Below are 15,671 nucleotides of genomic sequence, written 5' to 3' on the forward strand. Positions count from 1 at the left end.
CCTGTCAAGGCTGGCCTGTGGACGTGAACGGTGCCAGGATGGACGTCACCGATGTCATCGAGGAAAAGGATTGCGCGTGACCGCCGCTCCAGAGTCCCTGCCGGCCGGGCGGGCGAAGCTCACCGATGTCGCCAAGCTGGCCGGCGTCAGCGTCGGGACGGCCTCGAAAGCGCTGAGCGGCAGCGGCAGAATGCGCCCCGAGACCCGGCAGCGTGTCCTGGCCGCCGTGGAGGCGCTCGACTTCCGTCCCAACCAGCATGCGCAGAGCCTGCACACCGGCCGCAGCTGGACCGTCGGACTGATGACCACCGACGGCATCGGCCGCTTCAGCACACCCGTACTGCTCGGCGCCGAGGACGCGCTCGGCGCCGGCAAGATCTCGGTGCTCCTGTGCGACACCCGTGGCGACGCCATCCGCGAGCAGCATCATCTGCGCAACCTCACGGACCGGCGGGTGGACGGCATCATCGTCACCGGCCGGCGTACCGATCCGAGGCCGCCCCTCAAGGGCATCGACCCGATCCCCACGGTCTACGCGCTCTCTCCGTCCACCGACCCGGACGACATCTCCGTGGTGTCCGACGACCGCAGCGGAGCGCACCTGGCGATCGAGCACCTGCTGGCGACCGGCCGCACACGGATCGCGCACGTCACCGGGCCGGCGCACCATGCGGCTGCCAGGGACCGCGCTCACCACACCCTCGAGTTGCTGGCCCGTTCCTCGCTGGAACTGTCCACCGGCCGGGTCCATTTCGGCGAGTGGAGCGAGGCATGGGGACGCCGAGCCGCCGAGGCTGTCCTGCGCACCGCACCGGACACGGACGCGTTCTTCTGCGGCAACGACCAGATCGCCAGGGGCGTCGCCGACACCCTGCGCGAGAACGGCGTGGAGGTCCCCGGCAAGGTGGCGGTCGTGGGCTACGACAACTGGGACGTCATGGCTCTGGCCTGCCGCCCGCCGCTCACCACGATCGACACGGACCTTTCCGAGATCGGCCGGCAGGCGGCGCTGAGACTGCTGGACGCCATCGGCTCCCAGCCGGAGCCGGGCGTGCACACCGTTCCCTGCCGACTGGTCGTCCGCGAGTCCAGCTGAGCCGTCGCGGCGCGAGGAGGGCCGAGCCCGTCCGGTGCAGCGGGCATCGGCGGTGGCCAAGTACGCGCTGAACGAGCGGCGTTGACCGACGGACGCGGTCCGACGGCATGAAAGGTGCGGTTCCCGGCGGCCTGGCGGCCTGCTGCGGGCCCTGGCGGCGTTGACCGACGGGCGCGGTCCCACGGCATGAGAGGTGCGGTTCCCGGCGGCCTGCTGTGGGCCCTTGCTGATGGGCGGGCGGCAGGGCGGGCCGGGCGGGCGCAGGCCGGTCCACGCCGGCCCCCGGTGAGACACCAGGTGTCTGCCGCCGGCGGGGTCCGGCCAGGTCAGGACTCCAGCATGGTCAAGGCCCTTCTCACCGTGCCCACGGGTCGGACCGGGGACCCGGGGGGCCCAGCCCACACCGGAGTGTCCCGGGCCGTCGTCGGACCCGGTGGACGTGCGTGGGGGTGCCGCGTTTCACGTCAGGCGGATCGGGGGCGGCGGGCGGAGGCGTGGACGCGGATGCGCCGCAGCCGGTGCATGACCTCGCTGCCCCCGCGGCCGAAGTGGTCATGAAGCAGCCGGTATTCGGCGTACAGGCGGTCGTAGGCCGCGGCACGCTCGGCGTCGGGCAGGTGGACGTCCCGGTGGACCCGGCCCATGGCGTGGGCCGCGGCGCGGATGTCGGCGTGGGCGCCCGCGGCGACCGCGGCATGCATCGCGGCTCCGAGAGCCGCCCCCTGCGCGGAACCGATGACGCCCAGCGGACGCCGGGTGATGTCTGCGTAGATCTGCATCAGCAGCTCGTTCTTGGTGAGTCCGCCCGCGACGATCAGCTCACGTACCGGTACGCCGGATTCCTCGAAGGCGTCGATGATCGTGCGGGTGCCGAAGGCGGTCGCCTCCAGCAGGGCGCGGTAGACGTCCTCGGGCCGGGTCGACAGGGTCAGGCCCACCAGGACACCGCTGAGGTCGTGGTCGACCAGGACGGAACGGTTGCCGCTGTGCCAGTCCAGGGCCATCAGGCCGTGCTCGCCGACGTTCTGTGCCGCGGCGAGGGCCGTGAGGTGTTCGTGCGCGTCCCGGCCGAGGGCGGCGGCCTCCTGGGCGTACGACGCGGGGAACCCGGTGCGGACGAACCAGCCGAAGATGTCGCCGACGCCGCTCTGTCCCGCCTCGTATCCCCACAGCCCGGGCAGGATGCCGCCGTCGACCACGCCGCACATGCCGGGAATGGTGCCGAGCTGGTCCGAACTCATCAGATGACAGGTGGAGGTGCCCATGATGGCGACCATCTGTCCGGGTTCCACGGCGGCTGCCGCCGGCACGGTGACATGGGCGTCGATGTTGCCGACGCAGACCGTGGTGCCCTCCCGCAGGCCGGTCCAGGCGGCGGCCTCGGCGGTCAGCCCTCCCGCGGCGGTTCCGAGGGTGCCGGTCGGCTGGTCCAGCTTGTCGGCCACGAAGTCGGCGAATTCGGGGTGCAGGGCGGCGAGGTGGTCACGGGAAGGGTGGGCGCCGGCCTGGTACTGGCCCTTGTAGCCCGCGGAGCTGGCGTTGCGGACGTAGGTTCCGCACAGCCTCCACACGATCCAGTCGGCGGCCTCCAACCACCGTTCGGTGCGCCGGTAGACGTCAGGGTCCTCCTCCAGCACCTGCAGCGCCTTGGCGAACTGCCACTCCGAGGAGACCTTCCCGCCGTATCGCGCCAGCCACGGTTCCTTCCGTTCGAGTGCCAGTGCGGTGATCCGGTCCGCCTGGTCCTGGGCGGCGTGGTGGCGCCACAACTTCACGTAGGCGTGCGGGCGGGCGGTGTACTCGGGCAGTTCGCACAGGGGCGTGCCGTCGGCCAGCACCGGCAGCATCGTGCAGGAGGTGAAGTCCGTTCCGACGCCGATGACCTGCTCCGGCCGGACGCCGGCGCGGGCGAGGGCTTCGGGTACGGCGTGGCGCAGCACGTCGAGGTAGTCCGAGGGCACCTGTAGCGCCCAGTCGGGCGGCAGCGGCGTACCGTCAGGCAGGTCCCGGTCGAGAACAGCGTGCCGGTACGGGTGTTCCGCCACGCCCAGCTCCGCGCCGTCGCTGACGCGGACCACCAGGGCCCGTCCCGACAGGGTGCCGAAGTCGACCCCGATGACGCAGGGGGCCGGGCTCATCGATTCATCGTGCTGCGTGTGCACCGGCCGTCCTCCGTGACGTCGAATGGTGCGGGACAGACAGCCGAGTATTGTGCGAGACGGCCGTCATCATTCGCAACGCTGGACGCGCGGCGCGCCGGGACGGGGCGATGGCCGCGAACAAGATCCTCTGGAGATGCGGACGCTGAAGGGAAACGTATCTGCGGCCGCGTTGAGAAAATGATTGCTCACTTCGTGCCGTCGTCCTGACGCCCGTCTGTGGCTCCGGAGCTGACGGCATGGACCAGCGATCCAGTGGTCGGTTCACCCGAGGACCCTCACCCTCGGGTGAACCGCGGGGAGCCCGCTCGGACGCGCCCGGTCCCGCACCCGACTCAGCTCACAGAGCGGCGACTCGTCCCGGCACGCTTTCACCGCACGCCATGCGCGCCACGGGCGTTCGCGTCTCGCCGCGGCGGGACATGTGGCCCTCCTGCTGCGGACTGGGAATGGCGCCCAGCTCCCTACGACGATCGTGGATCGGGCTCGCGGCGCCAGGTGACGCCGTCCGGGTCGTAGTCGGTCCCGTCGTGCCATGCAGCGTCCGGCGTGAGAGAGACCTTGCCCTTGACGCGGCGCGCGGCGGTCACCTCCCCGGTGCCGCTCGCCACCACGCCCACCCGAAGGAACGTGTGCCGATGAGGAAGTGCCCGAGGCGGGGCATCAGGTCAGGTCGATCGCCGCGCAGTCGGCCTCGTATTCCGGTGTGCAGATCTCCTTGACCGTGTAGACGCCGTCCTTGATCACCGTGTCCTTGATGTTGTCCTTCGTGAGCGCGACCACGGGTACCAACATCGACGGGATGCTCTTCTGCGTGGGGCTGTCGATCGTGTCCCGGGTCAGTGCGTCGAAGGCGATCGCACGGCCCTGGACCTTGGCCACCGCCATCTCGGCGGCGTTGGTCGCTTCGAGCATGAACGACTTGTACACGGTCATGTACTGCTCGCCGGAGACGATCCGCTGCACCGCCGCCAGGTCCGCGTCCTGTCCGGTCACCGGAGGGATCCTGGTGGCTCCCGCCTTCTTCACCGCGTCGATGACCGCGGCCGCCATGCCGTCGTTCGCCGAGTAGACGGCGGCGATGTTGCTGAGCCCGACGGACTTGATCGCCTTGCGCATGTTCGCCTCGGCGACCGCCGGCAGCCACTCCTCGGTGTCGTACGACTTCGCGATGACCACGTTGTTCTCCAGCTCGGTCATCGCGCCCTTCTTGAACCGTGCCGTGTTCGGGTCGGCGGGAGAACCGTTCATCATGACGATCTTGCTGGTGGAGGCCTTGCCGCCGAGCGCCTCGATGAGAGAGCGGCCCTGCACCTCACCCACGAGCTCGTTGTCGTGGGACACGTAGGCGTCGATCGGCCCCTCGGCGAGCCGGTCGTAGGCGATCACGGGGATGTCGGCGTCCTTGGCCTTCTCGATGCCCGGTGCGATGGCCTTCGCGTCCACCGCGTCCACGAGCAGTACGTCCACCTTGGCGGCGATCATCTCCGCGAGCTGCTTGCTCTGTGTCGCCTCGCTCGCACCGGCGTTGGCGTAGCGGACCTTGCCCTTGCCGTTCGTGAGGGAGGCGATCCGCTGCGTGATGAGGGGACGGTCGAACTTCTCGAAGCGCGTCGTGTCCCGGTCGGGCAGGAGAAGCCCCACCGTGATGTCGTCGCCCTTCTTCGAGACCGCCGAGGAGTTGTCCCCGCCGATGGCGCCGCACGCGGTCAGCGAGAGGGCGGACGCGGAAGCTGCCAGTGCCGCGGCGAAGCCGCGCGCGGTGAGATGGCCGGGTCGAGTGTTCACTTCAAGTGCCTTCCGGGGCGATGAAGCCGCCCGGCGACCAGATGACGTGGACCGACGCGGCGACGGTACCACTCTGCGATCAGCGCGTGCTGGGCAGTAGGGGTTGCCGGGGCTTCGTACAGGTTCTCCCCCGGGCGCACCGCTGTTCCACGCTTGATTGCCGCAGTACCTCCACATCGGAGGCCGGACACCCTCCGTGTCACGGACGCCCCGTCCGGCGGCGCACTCTTCGCTCAGCCAGGTGGGTTCCCACGAGATCCCGCTGGACGACGCCGTACGGCCGGCCTCCCGCGCCGCCGACCACGACGTGCAGGTCGAACTGCAGGTGCGGCCTCAAGTCCCGCACGTGTTCCAGTCGTTCGCCGTGATGCTCGACGAGGCCGACGCGGCACTGCGGGCCGCCGCGGCCTTTCGGCCGAGCCCACGGGGCCGCCACCCGGACCACGCGGGCCGCCTCGCCGCGGCCGTGAACGCGACAGCCGGCTCGCCGATCTCCTCGACGCCGTTCCGGCCCGGGTCCTGGATCCGGGCTGGGGCCCGGCACGGGCAGCCTCTGGCCGCGCCCGACGTACATCTGCACGAGACGCAGCCGAACAGCGTCGCGCGCCGCCCCGACCTGACCGTCCGTACCACCCGTACAAGAGGCGGGCGTTCAATGCGCGCGCCGGGTGGGGAAGTCCGTGCTGTGCGATCCCTCATCCCCTTCGAACGGAGCCGACATGGAGTACCCGGATCTCTCCACACTGCCCGCGGAACTGCAGGAGGCCGTGACCAGCAACGGCTCGCTCAACGTGTTCCGGATGATGATGCACTCACCGGTCCTGGCGCCGGACGTGCTGGCCTTGGGAGACGCCGTCCTGAAGCGGAACTCGCTGCCGGACTCGCTGCGCGAGCTCGCCATCGTCCGCGTGGGTCATGTCTACGGGGCGGCCTACGAGATCCATCACCACGAGAACATCGCCCGTCTCGTCGGACTCGGTGAGAAAGCGGTCTCCGCCGCCACGACCGGCTCCACCGAGGGACTGTCCGCACCCGAAGCCGCCATTCTCACCGCCACGGACCGGCTGCTCACCCGCCACACCCTCGACACCGCCGCCCGCGACGAGGTGCTTGCGTTCCTGACGGTGAACCAGCTCGCCGACCTCGTCATCACCGTCGGCTTCTACCAGTTCGTCTGCAACTTCCTCAACACCTTCGAGGTGACGACCGCGGGGGAGACCCCGCCCTACGGGGACGTGCCCCCGGCCGGAACCGACGCGGACGGCTGAGACCCGCACGCCGCTTCGGCGGCGTACTGCGCCGGCTGGTCAGGGGCATGGTCGGCGGGGCGGTAAGTGCCTGTGTCTGAACTGGGCAGCCAAATAGCTGTCAGGGGCCGCGGGTTCTTGGGTACTGTCTCGCTCCATGGACCCGGAGTGCCCCCTGGTTCGCGAGGTTTTTCCTGAGCTGGTCAGCGAGCTGGTGGCGCTTCTGGAAGAAGACGGCGAGAACGAACTGGCCATCTGCGCGTGGGATCTCCGTCTGGTCGCGGAGTGCAGTTGCGGCGACGACTTCTGCCAGAGCTTCAAGACGGAGCCACATCCGGACGGACAGCCGTACGGACAGGGACATCGATGTGTGCCCCTGTTGTCCTCGGAGGGCATGCTCGTCTTGGACGTCGTGTTCGGGCGGATCATGTACGTCGAGGTGCTCGACAGGAAGCCGCTTCGGGACATGCGAGTTCGCCGGCCTGAGTAGCCTGCATAGCCGGACAGTCTGACCGGGCCACGGTGTTGGTGGGCGCATGGGGTCTGTCAAGCGATACGGGGCCCGCCTCGATAGTGATCAGTCCCGCTGGGCTTTCAGGAATGCCGGCTGGCCGGCCCGGCGGGTGATGCGCCTGGTCGTGAGGGCGACTGCGGCCAAGGTGATCGGCGCCGCGGCGTGCTGGATGAGCCGTTCGTAGTCGCGGGCGCGTCGGCGTGCATGACCCAGGCGATCGAACGTTCGACCACCCAACGGCGGGGGCAGGACGACGAACCCGACCGCGTCCTTGGGGCGACTGACGGTCTTGACCGTTCAGGTACTTCTTCGCCCAGGTCACGAGCTGTCCGGCATGGGCCGAGTCGGCCCAGAGGATCGTGATCTCCGGGTGCATCAGCCGCAGCCGGAACAGCACTTCCTTCGCCGCGTCGTGGTCGGTCATGTCGGCCGGGTGACCTTGGCGAAAAGCAGCAGGCCCTTGCTGTCCACGACCAGGTGGCGCTTGCGGCCGTTGATCTTCGTCACCGCGTGCCCGGCTACCCGAAAGGGCAGAGGACGATTGCCCTCAGCGGCCACTCCTGCTGCCCCGCGGCGTACACGGGCGTGCTTGAAGCGCCGTTCGCCAGCGGTCTACGGTGAGCTGTTGTGCCTCCGGCGAGGGGTACGCCGCCGATGCGAGGGGAACGTTTGCCGTGCGTGTGCGCGAGGGACAAGAGAAGGCCGAGGCCGCCGGACACGTGATCCGTCCGCCCGTGGACAGCGCGCGCGAGCACCAGGTGGCCCCAGCCCAGGGCCCGATGACTCCCGCCCGGGCGATGGCAATCCAGCGCTCCGCGGGCAACGCGGCGGTCAGCCGGATGGTGGGGGAGAGCGGAGCGGCGGGGCCGAGGATCCCCTGGGCCGCGTCAGGGACGCGCTCCAAGCGGAACCAGGACGAATCCGGCATCGAGCGGGGCGAGAGCCCGCCGCAGCAACAGCAGCGCACCGGGAAGGATCAGCAGGCGACCCGGACCACGCGCAGCGGAAGGGCCGGGACGGCGGTCAAGGGCGGCGAGAAGGCGGGGGAGCCGGAGGAGATCGGCAATCCCACCCTCACGTTCACCTCCCAGTACGACGGCCCCGCCAAGCAGACACTCGACGGCGACGCGGCGATCGGCTTCCAGCAGGTGGCGACGCTGCGCCGGGCGAACGGGATGACGACGCCGGCGGCAGACGCGTACGACTTCTGGCAGGAAGTCACCGACGAGAACCACCAGATCACGCCGAACGCGGTGAACTACCGTCCCAAGAGGGACAAGCGCCAGTGGGTCGTCGATGGTCCCTTCCGTCCGCCCTACAACACGGAAGACGGAAACATCGTCAACGCGGCCGATCACATCTCCTTCGACGACAGCCCCGGATTCTCGGGCGGCGCGAGGATGTCCGCCGGCTACTGGCTCTCCGACTACGAGGTCAGGTTCCGCTGGAAGGTCCGCCGCAAGCTGGGCGGCCGGTTCACCAAGGCGGAACCGTTCTGGACCAGCGACGAGATGGTCCACCGGGTGCAGTCGGAGTTCGACCCCGAGCACCCTGAGGCGTCGGCGCCCATCAACGCCACCGCGGCGGGTAACCGCACGTGGAACGTCGAACTGCCCAACTGAGACCTGCCCGCCCCGCACGGTGTGCGGGGCGCGCGCAATCCGTCGCGCCCTCTTGCACGTCGGCCGCGGCGAGAGTGCGAGCGCCGCTCGCCGGCGTGGGAGCGGCCGGACAGTCCGTCAGGTGTCGACGGCCGCCGTCTCGCCTGCCTTCTGCTTCTGCCCGCCTCCCACCGACCTGGTCTGCCCCGGCCTCGCGATGTCCACGATGGACGCGAGGCCGGAGTCGATGAGTCTGGCCGCGCGGTGGACGTCGGCGGTCACCGCCGCACGGACCTCTTCGGGGGCGTGCAAGCCGTCGAGGTGTTTTCTCAGACTCGGAAACTGGATGGGCCACAGTCCGAGCAGGGCGGTCGCGGCGATCTGTGGCTCCGGGTCCTGGGGGCCGTCCCGGTGCGCTGGGCCAGCACCTCGGCCGCGGCGGTGACCAGTCGTTCGGTCATGTCGTGGTGGTAGGCCCGCAGTGAAGGCGTGGACCTGGTGAGCGCGCCGAAGCGCCGGACCGTGGCGGTGGCCTGCGCTCGGTCGTCCTGTGCGGCGATCCAGGACGTCATGGTTACGTCGCCCGCGGCGGCGAGCAGGCGGTCGTGGTTCTTCCTGGCGTCGGCCCGCAGCTGTCCCTCTTGACTATCCGGATCGGTGATCCATATTATCTGGATCAGTGGTCCGGATAACCGGATCGCTGATCCGATCGGCGTATCCCGCGGTGCGGACAGGAGAAAATCATGTCGACACACACGATGAGGGCGATCCGGCTGCACGAGTTCGGCGGCCCTGAGGTGCTGCGCCACGAGGAGGTGCCCGTTCCCGAACCGAAGTCGGGTGAGGTGCTCGTCCGCGTGCACGCGGTCGGCGTCAACCCTCCGGACTGGTATGCGCGCGAAGGGATGCCCGACGTGCCTCCCGAGCTGAAGCCGCCGCTCGCTCTCCCCCTGATTCCGGGGACGGACGTCTCGGGTGTCGTGGAAGCCGTCGCCGCCGACGTCGACGGTTTCGCGGTCGGCGACGAGGTGTTCGGCCTCTTGCGCTTCCCCACCACCCTGCAGGGCAACGCGTACGCCGAGTACGTCACCGCTCCGGCGTCGGACCTCGCTCGCAAACCGGATGCCGTCGACCACGTGCACGCGGCGGGCCTGCCCATGGCGGTGTTGACGGCGTGGCAGTTCCTGATCGAGCTCGGGCACGATCACCCCTCGCCGTTCCAGGAAGCCCCGCACCGCCCGATGGCTCTCGACAGCGGAACGACGGTCCTCGTCAACGGCGCTGCCGGTGGCGTGGGGCACCTCGCTCTCCAACTGGCCAGGTGGAAGGGGGCCCACGTCATCGCCGTGGCCTCCGGCGCCCACGAGGAGTTCCTGCGCGAGCTCGGCGCCGACGAGTTCATCGACTACACCAAGGATCGTCCCGAGGACGTCGTCCGTGGCGTCGATCTCGTCCTGGACACCGTCGGGGGACCCCGCAGCCGGCGCTTCCTGCGCACCCTCAGGCGCGGCGGGTCTCTCTACCCGGTCTACTTCGGCGAGTTCGACGACGAGGAGATCGCGAAGCTGGGCGTCACGGTCACGGCCACCCAGGTCCGCTCGAACGGCGCGCAGCTCGCCGGGATCGGGCGCCTGGTCGAGGACGGCACGATCCACGTGGCGATCGACAGCGCCTTCCCGCTCGAGGACGCCAGGGCGGCGCACGAGCGAGCAGCCCAGGGGCACCTCCGGGGCAAGATCGTGCTGACGGTCGTATAGGCGCGAAGGCCGCTCCCGGCCGGGGAAGCACCAGCCTCGCCGCGATACGTCCGGGCGAGGCGGCCCCCGGCCTGGCGGAGCGGCGGACGCCGACGCGGCGCCGGCAACGCCTGCCTCATGCTGACGTCGAACGCGGGGCATGGAAGCCACTGGTTCGTAGGGGAAGCCGGCGTTCTACCTGCTGGAGACCGCCATCGAGTGCTGGCTGCTGAACGCCCGGCACATGAAGGACGTCCCCGGCCGAAAGACCGACGTCGCGGATTCCGAGTGGGTCTGCAGGAGGGTCGAACAGGCCTCGTCCGGCCCTCGTTCGTCCCGCCGCCGGAGATCCGGCAACCGCGCGACCTGACCGGCTGCCGCACCGAGGTCATCCGCGAACGCACCCGCGAGGCCCAGCGACTGGAGAAGCTCCTCGAAGACGCCGGGATGCAGCTGTCCGCCGTCGTCTCCGGCCTGCTGGGCTAGTCGGCCCGCGCGATGCTGGAGGCGGTGGTCCCCGGCGAGCGTGATCCGCGGGTGCCGGCGAAGATGGTAAAGGCCGGCATGCGGGCCGAACGCGAGATCCTGGCCCAGGCACTGACGGCCGCTTCACCGATCACCATGCTTTCCTGCCCGGGGGCTCGGGCGACAGGGGAGGTATGGCACGCGTGGGCCGGGACGTGTGGTGAGACGGCGAGCCGGGTGTGGCACGCGTTGGCCAGGGCGTGCGTCAAGGCGGGCAGCCTCCCGAGCACCTGGGCCGCGTCTTGGATTTCCCCTGTCCTGTCCCGGGAGCTGTCACAGGCTTCCGGAATCCGGCGCGGGCGGGCATGGTCTGACCATGGAAGCGAACAGCCGCATGTCGGACGGAGAACGGGAGTTGTCGGTCGGGGAACCGGAGCCGCTCGGCCCGGATTCGCTGACCTGGAAGTATCTCGGAGACTGGCGCGGACTTCTCACCGCGCTGTGGGCCGGGTCCATGCAGAACATGCATCCCGGGCTCGGCGCGGGCGTGGAGGAGCACTCGCGGTTCTTCGAGGAGCGCTGGCAGCGGCTGTTCCGTTCGCTCTATCCCATCAACGGAGTCGTGTACGACGGCCCACGCGCCCATCGGACCGCGCTCGAAGTACGCGGCTACCACGCCCGGATCAAGGGCGTCGATGCCCGGGGGCGCCGGTACCACGCGCTTGACCCGGACACCTTCTACTGGGCGCACTCCACGTTCTTCATCAGCACGATCCTGATCGCGGAACACTTCGCCGGCGGCATCAGTGAGGCGGACAAGCGCCGGCTTTTCGACGAGCACGTTCAGTGGTACCGGCTGTACGGCATGAGCATGCGGCCGGTGCCGGAGAGCTGGCCGGACTTCCAGCGCTACTGGAAGCACATGTGTACCGAAGTCCTGGAGGACAACAAGGCCACCCGGGACGTGCTCGACATCGCCCGCATCGCGAGGCCACCGTTCCTGCCGTGGCTGCCCAACCTGATCTGGCGCCCGGTCGGCGCGCTGATCGGGCGAGGTTTCCTCTGGTTCACCATCGGGCTCTACGACCGGGAGGTCCGGGAGCTGCTCGGCTTCACCTGGTCGCAGGCGGACGCCCGGCGCCACCGCGGGGTCTGCCGGGTGGTCAACGCCCTGTTCCAGCTTGTCCCGCACGACCGCCGCTACCACCCGCGAGCCCGGGCGGGCTGGCGTCGCGCACGGGGCCGGTCGGCGGCTGACGCCGCGCCGACGCAGACGCCCCGACGGAACCTGCCTCCGCCGTCCGAGCGCGGCAAGCCGGAGCACTACGCGCCGGACGTGTAGACGCGGTTCGACCCGACGAAGCTCCGCTCTCCACGGCGGGGCAGCCGGAGGCGACACCGGATCCGGTAGACGCGGTTCGACCGGACGAGTCTCCGCTCTCCACGGCGGCGCGGCCGGAGGCGACACCTGGTCCGGTCGTGCCTGGGCAGCGTGGGGGAGTCGGCAGGCGCTGCGTTTCAGGGCTTGCGAGTGGTGGGGATGGCGCATGCCGCCGTACTGCCGGGCAGCCGATGGCGGTTGTCGGCAACGAGACGGTAGATGCCGTGGGCGACCCGGCGGACCAGCGGGAGTCGCAGGATCGCTCCGAGAACGACATAGCCGCCCCCTGCGCTCGACAGAAGCCTGGCGACCGCCTGCGCGCCTCCGTACACCGTTCCGTCCGGGGTCACCCACAGTGCTTCGTACTCGGCGCGTTGTTCGCTGACTCCCAGATCACCCAGCGGTGCGCGCTGCCTGGACGTCACCTCACAGCGTGGCCTGATCCATTTCCGGGCGAAGGCAACCGAGGTCGTGCAGAAACCGCAGTCGCCGTCGTAGACAAGCACAGGTCGTGTACGCATGAGGTCCATGGTGCCGTGTCCGGGAGCCGGAATACCGCCGTGGACACCCGGAGGGCGGCAGCGCGTCGTGATGCGGGGTTACGCGAAGTCTCGCCCGGCCGGAGATATGGCGGCGGGCCGGAGGGCCCGGCTGTCCGCTGCCGGCGGTAATCGCCTTTCGCGCCGGGCCGACGACAGCTACTCTCCCTCGTGCAGCGAGTGGCCCCCGAGGAGCTGGGACATGGTCGGTCTTCCGAGCGCGCTTTGACAGCTTAGGCCGTGATCGGCCTGTCATCGCGTGCTGCCCTTGACACTGCGGCACAGCGAGCCTTTTTCCAGCCTGAATCGTCGGTGCACCTCTTGTGCGCGGGCGACGGGCCTCGTTGTCGGCAATCCAGGGGATCCTCGTGCCGTCTGCTCCTTCCGGTGTATCCGATTCCGATCGGCCTGTCGCGTCGGGTCTGTGGCGGGACGGCGACTTCCGCAGGCTCTGGGTGGGGCAGACGGCCTCCCAACTCGGCGAGCAGGCAGGTCTGGTGGTCCTGCCGCTCTTCGCCGTCCTGACGCTCGACGCCGGTGCCGGCCAGCTGGGCGTCCTGCGCGCGATGGGGCAGGCGCCGATCCTGCTGCTCTCGCTCTTCGTCGGCGCGTGGGTCGACAGGTGGCGGACCCGTACGGTGATGGTGCTGACGGACGTCGGCCGGACCCTGGCGCTGGCTGTCACCGCCCTGTCCGGCCTCCTCGGTTGGCTCGGTCTGCCGACGCTGTTCGTGGTCGCCTTCGCCGTGGGAGTCCTGTCCGTGTTCTTCGACGTGGCCTACCAGGCGTCTCTCGTACGGTTGGTGGAACGGGATCAGTTGGTGCCGGGCAACAGCGCGCTTGAGGGCAGCAGGTCCGCGGCACAGATCGGCGGCCCCGCCCTCGGTGGTGCGTTGATGTCACTGCTGTCGGCGCCGATCGCAGCCGCTTTCAGCGCGCTGTTCTTCGCGGTGTCGTTCCTGACGATCCGGCGGATCCGGCGCACCGAATCGCTTCCGGAGAGCTCGGGGCGTCCGCCTCTGGTCTGGCGGCGTATCCACGAGGGTCTCCGTTTCGTCGTGAGGCAGCCCTTGTTGCGGGCTGTGTGCCTCGCCTCAGCCGCCTTTCAGTTCTGCCTTGCGGCCATGATGACCGTCTATCTGCTCTTCATGCCGCGGGAACTGCATCTGTCGGGCGCCGCCGTCGGGCTGGCGCTTGCCGCGACGGGGCCGGGCGCGCTTCTGGGCTCGGTGCTGGCCGCCCGTCTGCCGCGTCGGTTCGGCCATGGCGTGGTGCTCGTGTCTGCGGCGGCACTTGGCGACGGGTTGTTCCTGTGCGTGCCTGCGGTGCGTGGCTCGTCCGCGGTGACTGTTCCCGCGCTGCTGGCGATCAACTTCCTGTGCGGTACGGGCGGCCAGTTGGTGAGTGTCACGGTCATGGCTGTCCGGCAGGCCGTCACTCCGGACGGGATGCAGGGTCGCGTGGCGGCGACGATCACCTTCGTGGGGATGGGGATGACCCCACTCGGCTCGCTGCTCGGCGGAGTTGTCGCGGTGGCGTGGGGGCTGCGCACCAGCCTCCTGGTGACGGCCGCAGGCATGATGTTCTCCCCACTGCTGATCGCCCTGTCCCCGCTCGGCCGACTGGGACGGACGCTCCCGGCCTCGGACGCACTCTCGCCCGACGACGACCCGCAGTCGGACGCAGAATGCGGGCGTCGGCACGTGTCCTGAAAGACGCGCCTGCTCAACCGTTCGTGTGTGTGACCGTGAACGTCGATGCCTTGGCGTCGTAGGTCGTGTCCCCGTCCTCGGCGGTGACCAGGGCGGCCGTGTTCCAGGTGCCGGTGGGCATGGTGACGGCGTCTTCGGTGGCGTTGATCCGCGCGGTGTAGGTGCATACCGAGGTGCGTGTCGAGGTCGCCTCGCAGGTGGCGCTCTCGACGTGCTTCATCTCGGCAGCCTTGGGGTCCAGCTTCGAACTCCGGGGCCAGGCAAGGACCTTCACGTTCCTGATGCCGGAGTTGTCGCTCACGGTCGCGGTGAAGGTGAAGGTCTTGGTGCCGCTGGTTCCCAGCACGACCGAGGTGGCGGTGGCTTTGTCGATCGTCGGGTGCGTGGCGGCGGCGTCGGCGGTGCCGACCAGGGCGACGGTGGCGACGGCCACGCCGCCCAGGACGGCGACACCGGCGAGCGAGGAGAGCACCAGGCGTGCGGACATGTGAATCCTCCATGAACGGATCAGAGTCAGGTCGAGCGGGAGGCCGGATCGTGTGCTTCCCGCTGCTTGCTGTGTCCATGGTGTGGCGTGCGGCATGCGCAGGGCATGAGTACGTCTACTCACCCGCTACTCGAACGGGCGCCTTGAGTACGGGAGTTACCCGGGCAGCGCCCCACCCGGCCGGATGATGTCCCTGGCCACAGCTGTGGTGCCTCCTGACCGACCGCGGCAGCCGAGCGGACCGGTCGGGCCCCGCCTCCGACAGAGGGCCGCCGCTTGGGCAGGTCCTCCCGGTCGCCGGAGCTCAGCGGCTACGGGTCACCCGACCAACGCCTGTTCCAGGGTGGAGTAGCAGTCGATGACCTGGTCGATACTCACCATGGTCAGCACCCGCGCGACGGACGGCTGCGGAGCGGCCAGTCTCAGCCAGCCCCCGGCCTCCTCGGCAGCCTTCTGCGCTTCGATGACGGTGTTGATGCCTGCGGAGTCCAGGAAGGACACCTCGCTCAGGTCGACGACGACTCGCGGTGCCGCAGCGTTTTCGCGTACTGCCAAGGTGTCACGGAGCGATGCGCCGTTGGCGAAGTCGATGTCGCCCCTCACGCGCACCACGGTGACGCCCTTGCCGGTGGTGGAACGGTTGATCGACAGCGATGCGGGCACTGCATCTCCTTGGTCGGTTGGTGCGTCTGCGGCGAGAAGCGGTCTTCCAGCCTGAGTGGTCGACTGTCGGCTACCGGTCTTTCCGGTGCTGCGGCCTGTGCGGATGCACCGCGTGCGCACTCGCGGAGGGACCGGGTGCTCTCGCGTCCGCTCACGCACTGACGGTGCCGGGCGCGAGCCCCGGCCGAGCGACAGCCGGGTCACCCCGCAGCCGCCGAGCCGGATCGGTCACCCGTCAGAACGGTGACCGCCGATCCCGATCGACCCTGCAGGTCCCCGGGAG

General features: G+C 69.7%; 14 protein-coding genes and 2 pseudogenes. 8 read left to right on the forward strand and 8 right to left on the reverse strand.

Annotation, left to right across the window (positions count from 1 at the left end; genetic code table 11):
* Nucleotides 1–76: 76 nt before the first annotated feature.
* Nucleotides 77–1,096 (forward strand): LacI family DNA-binding transcriptional regulator, encoded by a 1,020-nt coding sequence (locus AC07AZ_RS34530; RefSeq protein WP_478854690.1) that lies wholly within the window; start codon nucleotides 77–79, stop codon nucleotides 1,094–1,096.
* Nucleotides 1,097–1,560: 464 nt separating this feature from the next.
* On the opposite strand, the gene araB is transcribed toward AC07AZ_RS34530, so the two are convergent.
* The 3 genes from araB to AC07AZ_RS34545 form a co-directional block, all read right to left on the reverse strand.
* Entirely contained in the window at nucleotides 1,561–3,234 is a 1,674-nt protein-coding gene (araB, locus tag AC07AZ_RS34535) for a ribulokinase (protein WP_478854691.1), read from the reverse strand.
* Nucleotides 3,235–3,719: 485 nt separating this feature from the next.
* Complete coding sequence (locus tag AC07AZ_RS34540; RefSeq protein ID WP_478854692.1) at nucleotides 3,720–3,866, reverse strand: hypothetical protein; 147 nt, start codon at nucleotides 3,864–3,866, stop codon at nucleotides 3,720–3,722.
* A gap of 52 nt (nucleotides 3,867–3,918) precedes the next feature.
* Entirely contained in the window at nucleotides 3,919–5,043 is a 1,125-nt protein-coding gene (locus AC07AZ_RS34545) for a sugar ABC transporter substrate-binding protein (protein WP_478854693.1), read from the reverse strand.
* Between the two features lie 719 nt (nucleotides 5,044–5,762).
* Between AC07AZ_RS34545 and AC07AZ_RS34550 the strand changes: the two genes are divergently transcribed.
* The gene (locus tag AC07AZ_RS34550; RefSeq protein WP_478854694.1) at nucleotides 5,763–6,311 is read left to right on the forward strand and encodes a carboxymuconolactone decarboxylase family protein; all 549 of its coding nucleotides are present in this window, start codon (nucleotides 5,763–5,765) and stop codon (nucleotides 6,309–6,311) included.
* 136 nt (nucleotides 6,312–6,447) lie between these two features.
* Nucleotides 6,448–6,780: a hypothetical protein gene (locus tag AC07AZ_RS34555; RefSeq protein WP_478854695.1), complete on the forward strand. Its 333-nt coding sequence runs from the start codon at nucleotides 6,448–6,450 to the stop codon at nucleotides 6,778–6,780.
* Here AC07AZ_RS34555 and AC07AZ_RS34560 read toward each other — a convergent pair.
* A pseudogene (locus AC07AZ_RS34560) lies at nucleotides 6,716–7,305 on the reverse strand (transposase); the annotation flags it as partial. The gene AC07AZ_RS34555 and the pseudogene AC07AZ_RS34560 sit on opposite strands and share 65 nt — an antisense overlap.
* A gap of 173 nt (nucleotides 7,306–7,478) precedes the next feature.
* Between AC07AZ_RS34560 and AC07AZ_RS34565 the strand changes: the two are divergent.
* Nucleotides 7,479–8,426 carry a hypothetical protein gene (locus AC07AZ_RS34565; RefSeq protein WP_478854696.1) on the forward strand — a complete coding sequence of 316 codons (948 nt, stop codon included), beginning with the start codon at nucleotides 7,479–7,481 and terminating at the stop codon, nucleotides 8,424–8,426.
* Between the two features lie 117 nt (nucleotides 8,427–8,543).
* Here AC07AZ_RS34565 and AC07AZ_RS34570 read toward each other — a convergent pair whose 3' ends face one another.
* On the reverse strand, nucleotides 8,544–8,687 hold the full coding sequence (locus AC07AZ_RS34570; RefSeq protein WP_478854697.1) for a hypothetical protein: 144 nt from the start codon (nucleotides 8,685–8,687) through the stop codon (nucleotides 8,544–8,546).
* Between the two features lie 461 nt (nucleotides 8,688–9,148).
* On the opposite strand from AC07AZ_RS34570, the gene AC07AZ_RS34575 reads away from it, so the two are divergent.
* From AC07AZ_RS34575 to AC07AZ_RS34585, 3 genes and pseudogenes are all read left to right on the forward strand, one after another.
* The gene (locus AC07AZ_RS34575) at nucleotides 9,149–10,162 is read left to right on the forward strand and encodes an NADP-dependent oxidoreductase (RefSeq protein ID WP_478854698.1); all 1,014 of its coding nucleotides are present in this window, start codon (nucleotides 9,149–9,151) and stop codon (nucleotides 10,160–10,162) included.
* 136 nt (nucleotides 10,163–10,298) lie between these two features.
* Nucleotides 10,299–10,794, forward strand: a pseudogene (locus AC07AZ_RS34580) (IS110 family transposase); the annotation flags it as partial.
* A 188-nt stretch (nucleotides 10,795–10,982) separates the two neighbouring features.
* A complete protein-coding gene (locus tag AC07AZ_RS34585) occupies nucleotides 10,983–11,948 on the forward strand; it encodes an oxygenase MpaB family protein (RefSeq protein WP_478854699.1) in 966 nt (321 codons plus the stop codon).
* Nucleotides 11,949–12,124: 176 nt separating this feature from the next.
* On the opposite strand, the gene AC07AZ_RS34590 is transcribed toward AC07AZ_RS34585, so the two are convergent.
* Nucleotides 12,125–12,508, reverse strand: a complete 384-nt coding sequence (locus AC07AZ_RS34590) for a thiol-disulfide oxidoreductase DCC family protein (protein WP_478854700.1) — start codon at nucleotides 12,506–12,508, stop codon at nucleotides 12,125–12,127.
* Nucleotides 12,509–12,894: 386 nt separating this feature from the next.
* Here AC07AZ_RS34590 and AC07AZ_RS34595 point away from each other — a divergent pair, with 386 nt between their 5' ends.
* Nucleotides 12,895–14,238 carry an MFS transporter gene (locus AC07AZ_RS34595; protein ID WP_478854731.1) on the forward strand — a complete coding sequence of 448 codons (1,344 nt, stop codon included), beginning with the start codon at nucleotides 12,895–12,897 and terminating at the stop codon, nucleotides 14,236–14,238.
* A gap of 13 nt (nucleotides 14,239–14,251) precedes the next feature.
* Here AC07AZ_RS34595 and AC07AZ_RS34600 read toward each other — a convergent pair whose 3' ends face one another.
* Both AC07AZ_RS34600 and AC07AZ_RS34605 read right to left on the reverse strand, forming a co-directional pair.
* Nucleotides 14,252–14,725 (reverse strand): DUF5707 domain-containing protein, encoded by a 474-nt coding sequence (locus tag AC07AZ_RS34600; RefSeq protein WP_478854701.1) that lies wholly within the window; start codon nucleotides 14,723–14,725, stop codon nucleotides 14,252–14,254.
* Nucleotides 14,726–15,043: 318 nt separating this feature from the next.
* Complete coding sequence (locus AC07AZ_RS34605; protein WP_478854702.1) at nucleotides 15,044–15,388, reverse strand: STAS domain-containing protein; 345 nt, start codon at nucleotides 15,386–15,388, stop codon at nucleotides 15,044–15,046.
* Nucleotides 15,389–15,671: the final 283 nt, after the last annotated feature.

It is taken from the genome of Streptomyces sp. NPDC043878 (assembly GCF_056435735.1).

Excerpts from the sequence above, each read along its gene's own strand:
- AC07AZ_RS34575 (WP_478854698.1), top strand. The coding sequence starts at position 9,149 with ATGTCGACACACACGATGAGGGCGATCCGGCTGCACGAGTTCGGCGGC.
- AC07AZ_RS34550 (WP_478854694.1), top strand. The coding sequence starts at position 5,763 with ATGGAGTACCCGGATCTCTCCACACTGCCCGCGGAACTGCAGGAGGCC.
- AC07AZ_RS34590 (WP_478854700.1), bottom strand. The coding sequence starts at position 12,508 with ATGCGTACACGACCTGTGCTTGTCTACGACGGCGACTGCGGTTTCTGC.
- AC07AZ_RS34555 (WP_478854695.1), top strand. The coding sequence starts at position 6,448 with ATGGACCCGGAGTGCCCCCTGGTTCGCGAGGTTTTTCCTGAGCTGGTC.
- AC07AZ_RS34600 (WP_478854701.1), bottom strand. The coding sequence starts at position 14,725 with ATGTCCGCACGCCTGGTGCTCTCCTCGCTCGCCGGTGTCGCCGTCCTG.
- AC07AZ_RS34585 (WP_478854699.1), top strand. The coding sequence starts at position 10,983 with ATGGAAGCGAACAGCCGCATGTCGGACGGAGAACGGGAGTTGTCGGTC.
- araB (WP_478854691.1), bottom strand. The coding sequence starts at position 3,234 with ATGAGCCCGGCCCCCTGCGTCATCGGGGTCGACTTCGGCACCCTGTCG.